Consider the following 18,706-nt stretch of genomic DNA (forward strand, 5'->3'; position numbering starts at 1 on the left):
CACTTAAGGTCGGCTATACTTACAGTCGGATTCCTTCTGGGGTCCTTGATTAATGAAAATTGAAGGGTTCTGATTGTGTGATAACAGCGCAGGCGCCAGGCAAACTTTATGTTGCCGGTGAATACGCGGTGGTCGAAACCGGCTTCCCGGCAATCATTGTGGCATTGGATCAATTTGTCACTGTGACGGTCGAAGCCGCGAAGCATTTCGGCAGTATCGTGTCTGAACAGTATCAAGAAAACTCGTTATACTGGCAACGCCAAGGCGACGAAATGGTTTTTGATAACCGGGATAATCCATTTCATTACATTCTCTCGGCGATTAAATTAACAGAGCAGTATGCGCGTGAATTAAATAAACCGCTTGCTTTATACAAGCTTTATATTGATTCGCAACTGGATGCCAAAGACGGAAAGAAGTATGGTTTGGGGAGTTCCGCGGCGGTAACGGTTGCAACGATCAAAGCGCTCGCCAAGTTTTATGATTTGAAGATGTCCAAAGACCAGATTTATAAGCTTGCGGCCATTGCCCACCTCGATGTTCAGGGTAATGGCTCTTTAGGTGACATTGCTGCGTCGGTTTACGGCGGGTGGATCGCTTACCGCTCGTTTGACAAAGCATGGTTGGCGGCTGCCAGAAATCAGATGTCACTGGCAGATTTGATCAACGCTGACTGGCCGGACTTGTCGATTGAGTTGTTAACGGCGCCAGCAGATATGCAACTACTGGTTGGCTGGACCGGTTCGCCAGCATCGACATCACAATTAGTCGATAAAATCACCTTGGCTAAAGCCAAAAAGCCACAACTTTATCAACAGTTTTTGACGGCAAGTCGCGAGACACTTGAGAAACTCATTACCGGCTTTAGGGAACATTCGCTCAGTCATATTCAGGCTGGCATTCGCCGTAACCGTGAGTTGTTGGACGAGTTGGCACACTTTTCGGGGGTTGCGATTCAAACGCCGGCTTTGCGGCAATTAGTGACGCTGGCTGAAGAAGCAGGTGGTGCGGCTAAATCTTCAGGAGCAGGCGGTGGTGACTGTGGAATCGTTTTGATTGATTCCCATCAGGCCATTCAGCCGTTGCTGGCGGCTTGGCGAAAGCACCATATTGAACCGCTGAAGTTCAAAGTCCATGAAATTAATGATTAACAAAAATCCCGGTCATTTTGACAATAACCGAGATTTTTTTATTTTTTTGCGATGAAGTCATGAATTCTTTCTTAGAATTAGCGGAATCGTGTACTCTTCGCAAGCGGTTTCTAGTATAGTAGAGTAGGTAGTTAAATTAGTAGAGAAGGGACTTGTATGCGTGTGAAAGTTCGTAAAGCAGTCATTCCGGCAGCCGGGCTTGGGACCCGTTTTTTGCCGGCAACAAAAGCTTTAGCTAAGGAAATGTTGCCAATTGTTGACAAACCGACGATTCAATTCATCGTTGAAGAAGCTAAAGCCAGTGGTATTGAAGATATTCTGATTGTTGAGGGTAAACAAAAACGTTCCATCGAGGATCACTTCGATTCTGCTCCTGAATTGGAACAAAATCTAAAAGAAAAACATAAAGATGCCTTGTTGCAGCTTGTTCATTCAACCACCGATATCGGGGTTAACTTGTTCTTCGTGCGCCAGCCATATCCGCGTGGCCTTGGGGATGCCGTTCGGTTAGCTAAGTCGTTTGTAGGCGACGAGCCATTCGTTGTGATGCTTGGCGATGATTTGATGAACGACAAGGTTCCGTTAACCAAACAACTCATCAATGAGTACGATAAGACCCATGCCTCGATTCTTGCCGTTAAGAAAGTTCCACATGATGAGGTATCGGCTTACGGCGTCATTGATCCTGAAAAAGAAGTCTCCAAAGGCCTCTTCAACGTGAAGAAGTTCGTTGAAAAGCCAGCAGTCGCTGATGCACCAAGCGACTTGGCAATTATCGGCCGTTACTTATTGACACCGGAGATTTTCGACATTCTTGAAAACCAAAAGCCGGGTAAAGGAAACGAAATCCAGCTGACCGATGCCATTGACACACTGAATCAAACGCAACGGGTCTTCGCCCATGAGTTTACCGGCGATCGATATGATGTCGGCAACAAATTCGGTTATGTCAAAACCAATATCGAATATGGCTTAACCCATCCAGAAGTTAAGGATGAGCTGCGGGCTTATATTCTTGATTTAGCCGCGAAATTGCAGTCAGGCAAATCTGTTGGCAAACCGGCAAATAAAAAGTAATTTGATGTAAATGAATGTCGATGACACATGAGGAGCAAAAGGGACAAGGCAAGGCTATTCGTCTTACGATGAAGTGTCCTTCCTCATGGTTATGTCAGCGGCAGCTTAAATTTAGTTTTCTATATTAGCTTCATTTCAGTCAGGAACAAGTGGCTGAAATGAAGCTTTTTTTGTGGGCGATTCCAGCTGCCATTGGTGTTAAGTCATAGTGGATACAAAACCGGTTAATAAGCTGATTGGGTATATTAAATAACTTTTGAATTATGAATACGGCTTGTGTCAAATCATTCTTGCAAGCATTTTCAGTTGCCCTTTTTAATTTAACTATAAGTTATTGAAAACGTTGAAATGACGGAACTTATAAATGATTAAACTGAAAATTGACTTAAAAAATAAACCGAGGTAATAACTGTTAAAAATTAAAACTGTCAGATATAATATAACATAAGTTTGGTTAATCCAAACATCGAGGAGGGAGATGGTACCGGAAGTCACTGAAATTTGTGTTCGTTAATGGCCGTCTAATCCAGTGGAAGCGTTGCAGGAGGATTTTACAAGTATGAATTTCTTCATAAACGCATCAATGCCCAAACAAAAGTCGGGAATTGAACATGCGGAACTGGCTCGCTTTAGACTCTTTAATGCCCATCACGTTGAGTCGCGTATCGTGATTCGTGACTGGGATCCACAACTCCACGTTCATGCCAAAGAGGCTGGGATTGCGGATCGACAGCTGATTGGCATGTTTGACTATTTTCAGGAAGCGTTGGATGTCCCTTCCAAAAAGATTGTTACGTCAGAGCTTGATTTTGGGGTCATGAATACACACGTGCAACATGAGGAGAGGCGGGATCTGGTCTTCACGGCACGCGAGCAGCTGGTTGCACGGGTTAATTTGAATAACAATAGGACAGTTCAGTCGGTTGAACTCTTTGACGGTTTCAACAATCTTTTTCGGGTCGATCACTATGACAGTCGCGGTTTTGTATCACTAAGCCAATGGTATACACCAGACAACAAAATCGGCACGGAAACTTGGCAAACGCCTGCCGGGAAGACGGTCTTGGAAACTTTTAATAAGGATGACGCGGTTGGCAAGCGCCAAAAGTCAGGCTGGCGATTGATTGATCGGGATGGAACTGTTCGTCAATTTGATACGATTGAGCGTCTGACCAAACATTTTTTTGATTTACTTAACGAGACTTTTTGGTCAGAAACGACACCGAATATTTTTGTGCTTGATCGCTCACATTTAGGGGATTGGGGCTTGCTCCATTTGAAAAGGCCAGCTTATACAGTTTTTTATTTGCACAACTCACATGCTAGCGACTCACAAGATCCGATGAATGCTATTTTGAACAACTTTTATGAGTTTGGCATGCACGCCATGAACGGTTACGATGCCGTGGTTTCAGCGACTCACCGGCAAACTCGAGACGTCGAGGCACGGTTTTCGCCGCAGACAAAACTGTTTACCATTCCTGTGGGCATTATTCCTGATCGACAGCTAGCCGAACCACGAATTCCTGTAGCAAAGCGGCAGTTTGGCAAAATGGTCGTTTTTGCCCGTATCGCTTGGGAAAAGCGACTTGATGATCTGGTGCGGGCTATTGGTATTGTGCATCGCGCGATACCTGCTGTCAGCTTAGATTTATACGGGTATGCGGATCCTTCAGAAAACTTCAAGGCGCGGCGAGCGATTGAAGCGGTGATCAAGGAGGACCACCTGGAAGAGGTTGTGAAGTTTAAAGGTTACACCACTGATGTTGCAGAAGTTGAAAATCACGCCATGATGTATGGCCTCACGTCGCGGATGGAAGGATTTAACTTAGGTATCATGGAGGCCATTTCACACGGGTTGATCGGGTTCACGTACGATGTTAACTATGGACCCAATGAAATTATTGAAGACGGAATTAACGGTCGAATTGTGGCTAATGGCGATTACAAGGCGTTGGCAGCCGCCATACTTGATGTACTGCGCGATCCGGAACTGGCACAACAATATTCGACAGGTGCTTATGATTCGGCAAAGCGGTATTCAGAAACCAATGTATGGCAAGCTTGGCAAGCGCTGCTAAAGGATGCTCAGTCACAATGGCCTAGCAAGTTGCAGGCCATGCCAGCATTAGTACACAACCAATGAGGAAAAAAGCATGAATTATTTTATCGGCAACGATATTTTCGTCATGAACTCCGGTACCGAGTTTTCCCAAGCGCAACGGGTTCACCTTTTCAAAGATATGGGCCTTCGCGCGCAGTATGTGACACGCAACTACAATCCGTTGTTAGCCCATAATCGCCTTGATTTAGGGCTACAAGCAGAAGATGTGCTCAATATGTACGATTTTTTCCAAGGAACAGTGGATGTGCAGCGGCGCGAACAAAATTTACGCCTTCTGTCGCAGATTCCTCTGGATGAATATCATTTGATTGCACATGGCCCAAACGAAACGATGATTAACGAGGCTGGTCGGGAAATTGCCAAGATTCAAGTCATGCCGGGGACTGTCGGCTTGGTTCATAGCATCACGTATTTGGATCGCTTTAACAATCCAGCGGTTAGGGAAAACTTTGATTGGCGCGGCTTCAAGTCGTCAGTCGACTATTTCCATCCGGATGGCCAGCTTGCTGTCCAGAAATTTTTAAATCTGGCAGGTAAAACGGTTCTCGAAGTAACGCATATGAATATCGAGGGCAACGTTCAGCCAACGATGTGGAAACTTTTGGATTATAAAGGGCGTAACTTTCGGTTTAATCTCGAAGACCAACTGTTTTTATTTTTCCTGAATGAACTGACGGCTGCGCATCCGCATAGCCTGTTGATTTCTGATCGGCGCGATTTGGACTATGTCGTGGCAAGTGTCCAACAAGCTGGTAGTAAGTGGGCATACCTGCATGACGTGCCGTTGCGGCGGTCGGGCAAACGTGCTGACTGGCTGCCGGCTTATCAACCGTTACTTGAAGAGCACCGCGCAGATTTTGACGGGCTCATCGTTGCCACTGTGGCGGAACAAAAAGATTTGCGCGCACGTTTGCCGGATCTGCCAGTGATCGTTGCGCCAGATACCTATGTTCCGCGCGGCCTAAAACCAATCAACGAAGCAAAACGCGATCCGCATCTGATTTTGTTTGTAGGACGACTCTCGCCAGAAAAACGTCCTGATCAGGCGATCCGCGTTTTAGCCAAAGTTCACGAAACGCTTCCCGATGCCAAGCTTGAGTTTCGGGGTTATGCGATTGATCAAGACTATCTCGAGAAGCTCAAGGACTTAGCAAAAAAAGAAGGCGTACGCGAGCAGGTGGCCTTTGCTGATTATGTCACTGGCGATCAGTTAGCAAGCGTCTATGAAAAAGGAAGCGTCATCTTGCAGACTTCCCGAAATGAGGGCTTTGGGATGAACTTGCTAGAGGCAATGAGTTACGGTGTTCCAATCGTTGCTTACGATACTCCCTATGGTGCAAGCGCATTAGTTGCGGATGGCGTCAATGGCTATCTTGCTAAAAACGGCGCCATAACGGATATGGCAGCAAAAGTGACAAAGATTTTGTCGGATCGGAAACTATGGGAACAAATGCACACTGCCGCATTGGAAAAACGAGGAGATTTCTCGCAGGCAAATGCCGAAACGGCTTGGCAAAAGGCGATGAAAGACATCCGGGAAACGGTGGGTTCTGATCGTTCGGCATCGCTGACGTCCAAGGCGTTAGGGGGGAATTAGCACATGGCTTTCATTAATTTAAAGCGAAATAAAAATGTAAAAGAAACGAATTTTAAGATGTATAAAGATGGGAAGCATTGGGTTTTTGCTTCCATGTTCGTTCTTGCTTTGGGGTTTGGCAGTGCACAAGTGAGTCAGTCGCAGCAGGTTTTGGCTGATGACAGCGTTGCCACCAGCAGTCAGGTCGCCGCACCAAATACAAAGGACGCTACCGTATCGGCGGCCAGTCAAAATACAAGTTCAACCGCTAGCTCGGCAGCTGAATCATCCGCAGCAACGCCATCTCAGCCAACGGCAACTGTGCCAACAAGTACGGCATCGGTGGCAACTTCAAGCGAGGCGCCAAGCACCGTTGATCCGGAACTAGTTAAATCGGTTTCCGCTGAGTTAGCAACCGTATCTTCCTATGCTGCTATAGCTGAGAGTTATGCTAGTCGGGCAGCTGGCAATGCCAATGCCAGTGCCGCGGCAACCAAGGCAACCCAAGCTTATAACAGTGCACTTGATGTCCAGAAGCTCGTCAATCACTATGCAACGCTGGCATCGATGTATGCTGAACAAAAGAACAACGCAGCAGCATCAACCGCCACAACAAATGCAAAAAGTGCCGCCTCGTTAATTGGCAACTATGCCGGGCTGGCTTCAACGGCCGCTCATGATGCAGCTGTAGCAGCCATGCCGAGTATTTTAGCCGCGCAAAGCAGTGCGGCAGCGGCGACAGCATCAGTTGCCGACAGAGCTAGGGGACAAGCCAGTGCGGCCACACAAAAAGTGACATCCGCCTATACTGCGACCCAGTATGCTGCGGGTAACAACGATGTGAAGGCGGCTTATTTGGCTGCTTCTTCGGCTGCAGTTAGTGCTAGTCAGGCAGCAACCGCAGCCGCACAAGCAGCAGCATCTGCAGCCACACAATATCAGGCAGCAAGTTCGGCAGCCGCTAGTGGCAACTTCGATGCTGTTGTGGCAGGGGATGCTATTTTAGCCCAGTTTAAAACGCAGGCAGATACTGCTGATGTGCAGGCTATCACTCAGTACAATGCAGCTTCTTCAAGTGCTGAGGTGGCCAACTCTTTGGCGATTGCTGATTTTCGGGCTAAAACGACTTCATCCGCAAGCCTTGCTGCCAGCACTGCGGATAGTGCAGTAAGCCTTGCTTCATCAACCGCATCTGCTGCCAAAACAGTTCAGGCAACTAGTTATGCCGGACAGTCAACGAGCTTAGCCAACCAAGCTTCCAGCGCAGCGGCCGTGGCCAGCAGCAATGCCGCCATTCAACCTGCTAGCGTTCAAGTGGCGAACTCGTTAGCTGGCGTCAATAGCAGTGTCGCCGCAGCAGCGCTTTCCTATGCGGCCGCAGCGCAAAAGGCAGCCAGTTTGGCGGCACAGTTTAACAAGGATATTTCCGGAACGCAGTCAGCTGAAAAATCAGATACCCCGGAAGCGACGTTATCCTTAGTAACGTCGACGAATGCATTAACGTTAGGCGGTACCGCAAATTTAAGTACAACAATTGGCAACTTAGGACCGAACAACAAGGTTCAAGGTACCCCAACCTATAATTGGTACGAGTCAACTGACGGTAAGAATTGGCAGAAGATTAGCAATTCAGATGCTTCACTGGCGTTTAAACCAGACTTTGCTGGCACTTACTTCTTCCAAGTAGTCGCAAGTGGAACAAGAAGTGAGTGGGGGGTTTTCACGAAAACCTTCAGTGCTGCCTCTAACACCATCACGATTCTCGTTAGTGACCCTAAAGGTTCTTACACTGAGCAAGCCCAAGCGGCCAATAGCAAAGCTGCCAATTATGCATCAGCCGCGAACACTGCGGAGCAATCAGCTAGCCAAGCCATTACGGATCTGAAAAACAACGCTGATACAAGTGGCCAAGCGGCGGCTTATTTCGCCAGTCTGGCAAATTCCTATGCTGCTATAGCAAGTGCTGCGGCCACCACCGCAAATAGTCTAGCTAAAGCAACGAGTGAAGCCGCTGTGAGTGCGTCAACGGCAGAAAGCAGTGGTCAGTACGCATCTGCTGCTTCATACGCGGCATTGGCTTCTTCAGCCGCGGTTGCTCTCAGTTCGGCAGCAGCTGAAACAAGCAGTGCTGCTGCTAAAACCGAAGAATCAGTCAATTCTGCAATGGGTGCGGCTGCAGGTGATCCGTCAAGTGTTGAACACGATAAAACCGCTGAGTACCTGACATCTAGTTATGCCACTAAGGCAAGTGCTGCTGCTTCAGCGGCTAGTCAGGCCGCCTCTCTGGCAAGTTCCGAGTATGCGGCCCTCGCTAATGCGTTCGCAACGCTTGATCCTGCGCTGACTTCAAATGCCCAGACGTATCTTTCCCAAGCCAGTCAGGCGCTTTCGTTGGCGACTAGTTCGGCAAATGATGCCTCAAGCCAAGCAGCATTGGCTAAGTCAGCTGGGAGTGATTTTACCAAGGCATCTTTGGCTGCTTTAACAGCAAACACAACGATGAGCCAAGCGTATCAGCAAGCATCAGCAGCTACTAGCGTCCGCAGTGAAGGTATTGCGAAGATTTTTGCTAACCAATCTAAGGTTTATGTCGACCAGATAACCGCAGCTACCAGTGCCGCAACAGCTGCCGAGTCAACAGCTAATTCGGTCGCCGCGGTCGCGAGTTCCGCAAGCGCACTTAAGAACACATCGCTAGCCTATGCTTATGCGAGTGCTGCTTCGAGTTTTGCCCAACAAGTTGATCTCAATCGCGGCTCAGAGTTAATTGCCGCGACGCAAGCGGTGAATCAGTTGAGTTTGGCATCCAGCGCTGTGGCGGCTAACGATTTGCTTGCGGCGAGTTCCTATGCAACGGCAGCAAGTTCTGCTGCGGTCCAAGCATCAACCTTTGCCTCTATGGCCACAAGCAATGCAGCTACAGCGTCGTCACTGGCCGAACGGGTCAAGAACTATTCGCTTGATACCACTTCGACCAAAGGAGCGGTTTCCAGCGATGCCTGGGTTCCACTTGGTATTGTCGTAGCACAAGGGAAAGGTGTATCTCCGCAAAATGTCTCCACAGTGACTGGTGGTAAAACGGTAACGTTGGCGGCAAGTTACTATATAGGCTTCAGACCTTTCGACACCACTTGGGCCGTCACTTGGTATGTGTTTGTTCAAGGAAAATGGATATCTGTTGCGGATGCGAGCCAATATATTAAAGACTTTCATGTAACGAATGCAGTGGTTAATGGTAAAGACAGCTGGTTTAATCGTAATGCTTTAAGTACATTGACTTTTAAAACGACTGACTATGCTGGATCTCTACGTTTTCAGGCATCTTTTCAGGCAGCTAGTGGATTTAACGACACGGGGTACAGCGGCGTCGGCCAAGTCGATGTCTATGAAAATGACATTCATGCAAACAGAATAACGATTGTTAACGGTGATGATTATGTTCTTGAAGGTCAGAAAGGGTCGTATACGTACGCAACGGACCCGGACAACGCTACAGGGACTGTCACTTGGAGTAGTAGTGATCAGTCTGTTGCCACAATTGATAGTACTGGTAATTTAACGGCTCGTAAGACCGGACAAACGACGATTACTGTTACGATTACAAACAGTGATGGGTCGACCCATTCAGATTCTAAGACAGTCACGATTGGCAATGGCCTTACCGATCAAACGGCCAACGTCGGCACGGATATTACGTTTATCCCGCAGACGACGCTGGATTCTGGTGATATTAAATATCAATGGTATAAAGCTAATTCAGCCAACGATTCAGGAAGTGCCATTTCCGGTGCAACAAGCAATAGCTTGACGCTGAATAATGTTGAGTTAACAGATGGTGCTTATTATTATTTGGTCGTAAGTTATACGTCCAATAAAAAAACCCAGACAATTAAGCTTGGTCCGGCAAAACTGACGGTTAACAGTATCTATGCAACAGCTGCTTCAAGTGCGGCAGCGGCAGCTTCATCAAGTGCTCAAGAGGTAACGGACTTTGCTAATGTTGCATCGTCCTATGCCGAGGTTGCTAATTCGTACGCCTCAAACAGCAGTCTGCAATCCACTGCAGCAAGTTATGCCGCCAGTGCTGCTTCGGTTGCCCTTTCAGCAAGTTCTGAGGCCAATAGTTATGCTACCCTTGCCTCAAGTGCCGCGGCTCTTGCATCAAGTGCTGAAGTAGCTGGTTCAACGGCGACAGCTTCTTCTGCGGCAGCTACAGCGCTTTTAGCTGCCAGCAATGCTGCGGTTGCCAAGAAGAACGCGATCGATGCAGCAGCGACTGCTGAGGAATACGCCAAGAGAGCAACGGCTGAATATGCAAAAATTGCTTCCGAATCAGCTATTGATGCGGAAACGGCAGCGAAAAATGCATCAATTGCCGCAGATGCAGCAGCCAAGGCTGCAGCTAGTTGGCCAGATGATGCTGCTATCAGTTCGGCTGCTCAATCTGCAAGCACAGCAGCATCAAATGCGGCAAGTTACGCGGTCCAAGCTTCAAGTGCTGCGGTAGTTGCAACTTCAGCTAGCATAGAAGGAAACAACTCTGCAGCAAGTAGCGCTGCCGACGAGGCATCAACTGCAGCCAGTCTAGCTTCAAGCGAGGCAGCACTGGCTTCCGAGGCAAACAGCAAAGCGCAAGCAACGGCTGCAGCGAACACTGCTGCGAATAATCATGGCAGCGGCAACACGGGTTCGAACAACTCCGGAGACGACAACACTGGTAACGGTAATACTGGTTCGAACAATACCGGTGACAATAACACCGGTAACAGCAATTCGGGTTCGGACAATGCCGGTGACAATAACACCGGCAACAGTAACTCGGGTAACAACAATACCGGAGACAAGAATACCGGTAACAGTAATGCTGGTTCGAATAATACTGGCGACAACAACACCGGTAACAGCAATTCGGGCTCAAACAATACCGGAGACAATAACACGGGCAACAGTAACTCTGGTAACAACAATACAGGCGACGACAACACTGGTAACGGTAATAAGGGCTCGAATAATACTGGCGACAACAACACCGGTAACAGTAACTCGGGCTCGAACAATACCGGGGACAACAACTCCGGAGACAAGAATACCGGTAACAGTAATGCTGGTTCCAACAACTCGGGTAACAACAATACCGGGGATGACAACACTGGTAATGGAAATAAGGGCTCGAATAATTCTGGTGACGATAACAGTGGTAACAGCAATTCGGGCTCGAACAATACCGGAGACAACAACACTGGCAACAGTAACTCGGGCAACAACAATACCGGGGACGACAACACTGGTAATAGTAATTCGGGTTCGAACAACTCCGGAGACAATAACACTGGCAACAGTAATAAGGGATCGAACAACTCAGGCAACAATAACTCTGGCGACGGAAACACCGGTAACAGCAACTCAGGCTCGAACAATACTGGAGACAACAATACCGGCAACGACAACACTGGCAATGGAAATAAGGGCTCTAATAACTCTGGCGACAGCAACAGCGGTAACAGCAACTCGGGATCGAACAATACTGGAGACAACAATACCGGAGACAATAACACTGGCAACAGTAATAAGGGATCAAACAACACCGGTGACAGCAACAGCGGCAACAACAACGCTGGTTCGAACAACTCGGGTAACAATAATACCGGGGACGATAACACTGGTAATGGAAATAAGGGTTCGAATAACACTGGCGACAGCAACACCGGAAACAGTAACGCTGGTTCAAACAACACTGGCGACAACAACACCGGTAACAGCAATTCGGGCTCGAACAATACCGGGGACGACAACAGTGGTAATGGCAATAAGGGCTCGAACAATACCGGGGACGATAACACTGGTAATGGTAATAAGGGCTCGAATAATTCCGGTGACAGCAACAGCGGCAACAATAACGCTGGTTCAAACAACACTGGCGACAACAATATCGGTAACAGCAATTCGGGCTCGAACAATACCGGGGACGACAACAGTGGTAATGGCAATAAGGGCTCGAACAACACTGGAGACAGCAACACCGGTAACAGCAACTCAGGTTCAAACAACTCGGGCAACAGCAATACCGGGGACGACAACACTGGTAATGGTAATACGGGTTCGAATAATTCCGGTGACAGCAACAGCGGCAACAACAACGCTGGTTCGAACAACACGGGTAACAATAATACCGGCGATGACAACAGTGGTAATGGCAATAAGGGCTCGAACAATACTGGTGATAGCAACACTGGTAATGGCAATAAGGGCTCGAATAATACTGGCGAAAACAACACCGGTAATAGTAACTCGGGTAACAACAACTCCGGAGACAAGAATACCGGTAACAGTAATGCTGGTTCCAACAACTCGGGTAACAACAATACCGGGGATGACAACACTGGTAATGGAAATGAGGGCTCGAATAATTCCGGTGACAACAATACCGGGAATAACAACGCTGGTTCTAACAACTCCGGAGATAGCAACACTGGCAACGGTAATAAAGGCTCGAACAACTCAGGCAACAATAATACCGGGGACGACAACAGTGGTAATGGCAATAAGGGCTCGAACAACACTGGCGACAGCAACACCGGTAACGGCAACTCAGGTTCAAACAACTCGGGTGACAACAATACCGGCGACGATAACACTGGTAATGGTAATAAGGGCTCGAACAATTCTGGTGACAGCAACAGCGGCAACGGCAATACGGGTTCGAACAATACTGGGAATAACAATGCTGGTTCCAACAACTCGGGCAACAACAATACCGGGGACGATAACAGTGGTAATGGAAATAAGGGCTCGAATAATTCTGGCGACAACAACACCGGTAATAGCAACTCTGGTTCGGACAATACTGGTGACAACAATACCGGCAACAGTAACTCGGGTTCCAACAATACTGGTGACAACAATACCGGAAACAGCAATTCGGGCTTGAACAATGCCGGTGACAACAATACCGGAAACAGCAATTCGGGTAACAACAACTCCGGCGACAATAATACCGGAGACGACAACACTGGTAATGGAAATAAGGGTTCGAATAATTCTGGCGACAACAACACCGGTAACGGTAATAAAGGTTCAAGCAACTCAGGTGATCAAAACACCGGTAATAACAACTCGGGTTCCAATAATTTTGGCGACGGCAACACTGGTAACAATAATGCCGGCTCGGACAACACCGGCGACAACAACACCGGCAATAGTAACTCGGGTTCAAACAATACTGGGGACGCCAACACTGGCAACGGTAATAAAGGCTCGAACAATTCTGGTAACAACAATACCGGCGATGGTAACACCGGCAATAGTAACTCAGGTTCGAACAATACCGGCGACGCCAACACTGGCGATGGTAATAAGGGCTCGAATAATTCCGGTGACAACAACACCGGAAATAGCAATGCTGGTTCAAACAACACTGGCGATAACAACACCGGCAACAACAATTCGGGCCTGAATAATTCCGGTGACAACAATACCGGGAATAACAACGCTGGTTCTAACAACTCCGGAGATAGCAACACTGGCAACGGTAATAAAGGCTCGAACAACTCAGGCAACAATAACTCTGGCGACGGAAACATCGGAAATAGCAATACAGGCTCGAATAACACTGGTAATAGTAATAAGGGCTCGAACAATACTGGAGACAACAACACCGGCAACAGTAACGCTGGCTCCAACAACTCTGGCAACAGCAATACCGGTGACAACAATACTGGGAATAATAATGCTGGTTCCAACAACTCGGGCGACAACAACACTGGAAATAGCAATTTGGGATCAAACAATTCTGGCGACGGCAACACTGGCAATGCTAATAAGGGCTCGAATAATTCTGGTGACGGCAACACCGGCAACAGCAATTCGGGTTCGGACAATACCGGTGACAACAATACCGGGAACAGTAACTCGGGTAACAAGAATACCGGAGACGACAACACTGGTAATGGAAATAAGGGCTCGAATAATTCTGGTGACAACAATACCGGCAACAGTAACGCTGGTTCGAATAACTTTGGCGACAACAACACTGGAAATAGCAACTCGGGTTCAAACAACGCCGGTGACAACAACACCGGCAACAATAATGCTGGCTCGAATAATTCTGGTGACAATAACACTGGTAATGGTAATGAGGGCTCGAATAATTCAGGCGACAACAATACCGGTATCAGTAACATCGGTTCGAACAATTCGGGTGACAACAATACTGGTAACGATAATACCGGATCGAACAATTCCGGCGATAGCAACACTGGCAACAGTAATGCTGGCGCGAACAATTACGGCGACAACAATACTGGCAACAGTAATGCCGGTTTAAACAACTCAGGCGACAACAACACTGGTAACAGCAACGTGGGCTCGAATAACTCAGGTGACAACAACACCGGCAACAGCAATGCTGGTTCCGACAACTTCGGTGACCAAAACATTGGCCATAGTAATGTGGGATCCAATAATACTGGTAATAACAATCACGGCAACAACAATACCGGTAACGGTAACATCGGTTCTAACAACAACGGTAACAGCAACCAAGGCAACAATAATCAAGGGAGTGATAATGTCGGCTCGAACAATGTCGGAAATGGCAATATCGGGTCAAATAACCAAGGCAACAATAATTCAGGCAACAACCTGATCGGTGATAACTTGCGGAGTCCGGTCGTGGTGATTCATGACATTAACATTAACAACGATGCTGCCATCACTGCAGACACCATTAAGAGTATGATCACGAGCATCACGGACATTTACGGTCATTCGCTTGATCCAGCTTCACTCAAGTACGTTTTAGTTTCTGCATTCACGAAAGCACAGAACCAAACAGCGAGTGATAGCATTCCAGCCAATACGATCGAATTCATCCTGACCAAGTTGGCGGATCAATCGGGTTATAAGGTTGAGATTGCGTTTGGCACAAGATTTGTCAACGGTCATGATAGCGGAAGTGGCGCGGTTACCTACGCAACTGCTCAATTAATGTTTAACGGCAAAACCAGTCAGCACGAGTTACCAGGTACTGGTGGTGGCGAGTCTGACGAAAAGCCTAGCGATCATGTGACGAAGCCGAGTGATACGGCCAAAAAGCCTGAACCAAACGATCACAGGGTTGGCAATACGTCTAATAGTGATAAGAATCGGGTTGACACCAACACTCATTCTGGAAATAAGACTATTAATGGCAATGCTCGTAATGGCAATGCTCGCCGTCAGTTACCACAAACTGGCGATGAGCAGGCTACAAGTCTCTCGATTTGGGGATTGCTGCTGGCAGGCTTCTCACTGCTCCTTGGCGGCCTAAAGAAACGCAAGCGTTCCGACGATTGAGCATGAAAATTGCCTATCAGACAAGCGTTTCTGACACTTGAACCATAACGCGTTCGCCAGCCCAGAAACCTGCGTGTAAGGACCTCGGACGCGATGGCAAAGCCCAGCCATCACGCCCGAGGCCACTTACACTCCGGTTTCTAAGCGGGATGGCTCACGCTCTCCAAAAAAGCATCTTGTTTGATGAACGAGTCAAATTGTACATTCAAACGGGATGCTTTTTTATTGAAAACAGAGCCATTACGAATTAAAAAAACGTATATCTGTGCTAAAATTATGGATGTAATGAATTGTTCAGATTCGATTTTTATGCATAATCTTCATTGGCTTTTACGAGAAGGAGCTGCTTATGTTTTACTTCTTAACATCGGCAATTGATTATAATAACTCAGGCATCGAGAATGCTCAGATGAAGCGCTTGATCCTGTTTCAAAAGCACAATGTTCCGGCTAAAATCGCAACGTTCACTTATGCGCGGTATCAGTATTTGTATTTAACGCGCGAATCATTAATGCCCGACGATGTTGTTAATCTGTATGATTTTTTTCAAAGTCGCTTATTTTATCATGGTCCTCGAGAAAATATCGCGAATTTTAAAGTTGTGAATGCTGACGCAGAAGACAATGGAATGAACGTCATATATCGTCGCAAAGGCCAAAAAGTGATGCAGGTCTGGACGTTCACGGATTATACTTTTTATGAAAAGGGCCAGATCGAACGGGTTGAGTATTATGGCACAAATGGCAAACTGCAACGTAAGGATTTGTATGATGTCCGGGGCTTTTTGTCGAGTTCTATTTATTACGCTGCTTCAGGAGGGCATGACCGCCAAGTGTTTTATGATGCCGTGGGCGTGCCGGTCATTGTCAAGCAATTCCAGAACGTAAAAGGGGATCAGGCTGAACGAATCTGGTTGCGTTATTATGCGCGATCCTATTATTTTGATTCAGATGACGAGCTGACAGGGTTCTTTTATGATCAGTTAGTCAAGCAAGATGCGGAAGGGATGATCGCTGACCGTTCGTATGCGGTGGATCCGGGTATCTATCATATGCAGCAACATGTCTATACGATTTCATTTTGGCATAACGTGCATACTGCGGCTGATGCCCCATTAACCGGTGCGCTGAGTGAGACGCTTGGCGCAGAAATAAAGGAGGCGTCGCGGTTCCAGGGGCTGTTTACTTCAACGCATAAGCAGTCTTCGATGATTGCAAAGCGAGTTAAAAGCTTTCCGATTAAAACGGTCCCGGCTGGATTTGTTACTGATCAAACGTTGGCAGAAAAACACGTTCCCTTCGACAAGCGGCAATCGCATCATATTATCAGTGTCTCCAGGATTCATGAACAAAAGCGACTCGAGGACACGATCAGCGCCTTTGTTCAGATAAGACAGGCTGTTCCAGATGCAACGTTAAGCATTCATGGCTACATCAATGATCAAAAATTAATGGATCAGTTGCAAAAGCAAGTCAATGATGCACACTTGCACGATGCGGTTACGTTTGTTGCCTACACGCCGGATTTAACCAGTGTCTATAACAACGCGCAATTGATGCTGATTTCCAGCCGCTATGAAGGGTTTGGTTTAGCGCTGCTAGAGGCGCAGTCGCACGGTGTTCCCGCGATCAGTTACGATGTTAATTATGGCCCCAGTGACATCATTATAGATGGGAAAAGTGGTTATATCGTTAAGAATGGCGATATTCATGCATTGGCAGAAAAGGCGATTGCATTGTTCAAGGATGATCAGCTGCTTCGCCAATTGAGTGATGGGGCTTATACGAGTGCGGCGCGGTTCAGCGAGAACAAAGTGTGGCAGGCATGGCAGGATCAATTTATTCAACCAGCAAGGGAGCAGAATAAATGATTTATTTAATGACAGATGTGATCCGTTATGAATTCTCCGGCATTGATTATGCCATTCGCCAACGTTATCGCCTTTTTAAAGAAATGGGTGTGCCGGTTAAAATCATATCCACCATCTATAATCGGTTCAGTGATTTGAATCGCTTCAGAGCCGGCATTGTGGCGGAAGATTGCATCAATATGAATGACTTTTTTCAGCAAGCCGTTCTTTATCATGGCCCGCGGCGGACGCTGGCTGATCTTGATTTTGGTAATTTAGTCACGCCGGTTCGCCAAGCGCGACAGGTGCATTACTACAAAGGGCGTTATCGGGTCGTGACGGTGACTTTAGCTAAGCCGGACTCAGGGTATCCGTCTGCACCCGATCAGATTGATAAAATTGATTTCTTCGGGCACCGCGATCAATTACTGCAGACAGACTATTATGATGTGCGTGGGTTTTTATCGATGCGGCATATCTTTGATGAAGATGGCTATCTGACGACAGAACAGATGATGCGTCCAGATGGCAAGGTAGGTTATGAAAACACCTACCAAAAAGACGATGCCGGGCATAGTGTGTTGCAGGAAACTACCCTTCAAACGGATGATGGTCTCAGTATCTTCACGACGCGGCAGGAGCTGATAACCGCCTTCTTATCGCGTTTGCAGGCGATCGGCCAGCCTGCCTATTTCTTTGCTGACTGGCCGGAAATGGGGGACGCGCCGTTGTTTGCCCTTCCCACGCATCCAAAAGTCATTGCGGTTCGGCACTCCGCCCACACCCAAGACCCTAATGATCCGATGAAAAGTCCATACGTGGATCGCGTCCAGCAGGAAATCGATCATCCGGAAAGCGTCATCGGCTTTGTGACCGCCACCAAAAGCCAAGCAGCTGATTTACACCAACGTTCCGGCGTCAAAACCTGGGCCATTCCACCATCGTATAACGAGTCTACGCTTTTAGAAAAATCGCCTGTACCGCTAAACCACCGGAAAAAGCACACAATCATCAGCGTTGCCCGCATTCACCCGGAAAAGCAACTCGATCAACTCATTGAGGCGGTCCGGTCAATCCAACAGCGGGTCCCGGACGTTCAACTGGAAATTTATGGCTACGTCAACTACCAATCGTATTATCATAAGTTGCAAAAACAGGTTGCTGAAGCGCACCTGCAAGATCATGTGCGGTTTATGGGCTATGTGCCTGACTTAAGTAAACCGTTTGACCAAGGAACGGTTTTAGCCTTAACCGGTTATTATGAAGGCTTTAACCTCGCCTTGATGCAAAGCCTGGCTCACGGCATGCCTGCTGTGGCTTACGATGTGCATTACGGCATCAACGAGCAAATCAAAGATGGCCAAAATGGCTTCTTAGTGCCACTCAGTGATCGGACAACTTTGGCCAACCGTCTGACCCAGGTTTTGACCGATGCGGACTTGTGGCAGGCGCAGAGTGTGGCGGCTAAGAAACTGGCGCAGGTTTATTCAAAAGCTCATGTTGTAGCAAAGTGGCGGGCATTTTTGGATGATCTTCAGGTGCCGGTTGATGGCAAAATCCAAAATAAATAAAACAAAGAGGTTCAATCGTCAACG

The 18,706-nt window shown here is 47.5% G+C and carries 7 protein-coding genes; all 7 read left to right on the forward strand.

From position 1 onward, the window contains the following. The first annotated feature begins 77 nt into the window (after positions 1-77). The 7 genes from LHUE1_RS10695 to LHUE1_RS10725 all read left to right on the forward strand — a co-directional run bounded on the left by LHUE1_RS10695 (position 78) and on the right by LHUE1_RS10725 (position 18,682). Positions 78-1,151, forward strand: a complete 1,074-nt coding sequence (locus LHUE1_RS10695; RefSeq protein ID WP_049173046.1) for a phosphomevalonate kinase — start codon at positions 78-80, stop codon at positions 1,149-1,151. A gap of 162 nt (positions 1,152-1,313) precedes the next feature. Beyond that, positions 1,314-2,228, forward strand: a complete 915-nt coding sequence (gene galU / locus LHUE1_RS10700; RefSeq protein WP_049173056.1) for a UTP--glucose-1-phosphate uridylyltransferase GalU — start codon at positions 1,314-1,316, stop codon at positions 2,226-2,228. A 559-nt stretch (positions 2,229-2,787) separates the two neighbouring features. Then, complete coding sequence (locus LHUE1_RS10705; RefSeq protein ID WP_049173048.1) at positions 2,788-4,374, forward strand: glycosyltransferase family 4 protein; 1,587 nt, start codon at positions 2,788-2,790, stop codon at positions 4,372-4,374. Between the two features lie 10 nt (positions 4,375-4,384). Then, positions 4,385-5,950 carry a glycosyltransferase gene (locus LHUE1_RS10710; RefSeq protein WP_049173050.1) on the forward strand — a complete coding sequence of 522 codons (1,566 nt, stop codon included), beginning with the start codon at positions 4,385-4,387 and terminating at the stop codon, positions 5,948-5,950. 3 nt (positions 5,951-5,953) lie between these two features. Continuing rightward, positions 5,954-15,262 carry an LPXTG cell wall anchor domain-containing protein gene (locus LHUE1_RS10715; RefSeq protein WP_277848249.1) on the forward strand — a complete coding sequence of 3,103 codons (9,309 nt, stop codon included), beginning with the start codon at positions 5,954-5,956 and terminating at the stop codon, positions 15,260-15,262. A 349-nt stretch (positions 15,263-15,611) separates the two neighbouring features. Beyond that, a complete protein-coding gene (locus LHUE1_RS10720) occupies positions 15,612-17,132 on the forward strand; it encodes a glycosyltransferase (RefSeq protein ID WP_049169417.1) in 1,521 nt (506 codons plus the stop codon). Next, positions 17,129-18,682 (forward strand): glycosyltransferase, encoded by a 1,554-nt coding sequence (locus LHUE1_RS10725; protein ID WP_049169418.1) that lies wholly within the window; start codon positions 17,129-17,131, stop codon positions 18,680-18,682. The genes LHUE1_RS10720 and LHUE1_RS10725 overlap by 4 nt, the downstream gene beginning before the upstream one ends. Positions 18,683-18,706 lie beyond the last annotated feature (24 nt).

Source organism: Lacticaseibacillus huelsenbergensis (genome assembly GCF_029726355.1).
GTDB classification, from domain to species: Bacteria; Bacillota; Bacilli; order Lactobacillales; family Lactobacillaceae; genus Lacticaseibacillus; species Lacticaseibacillus casei.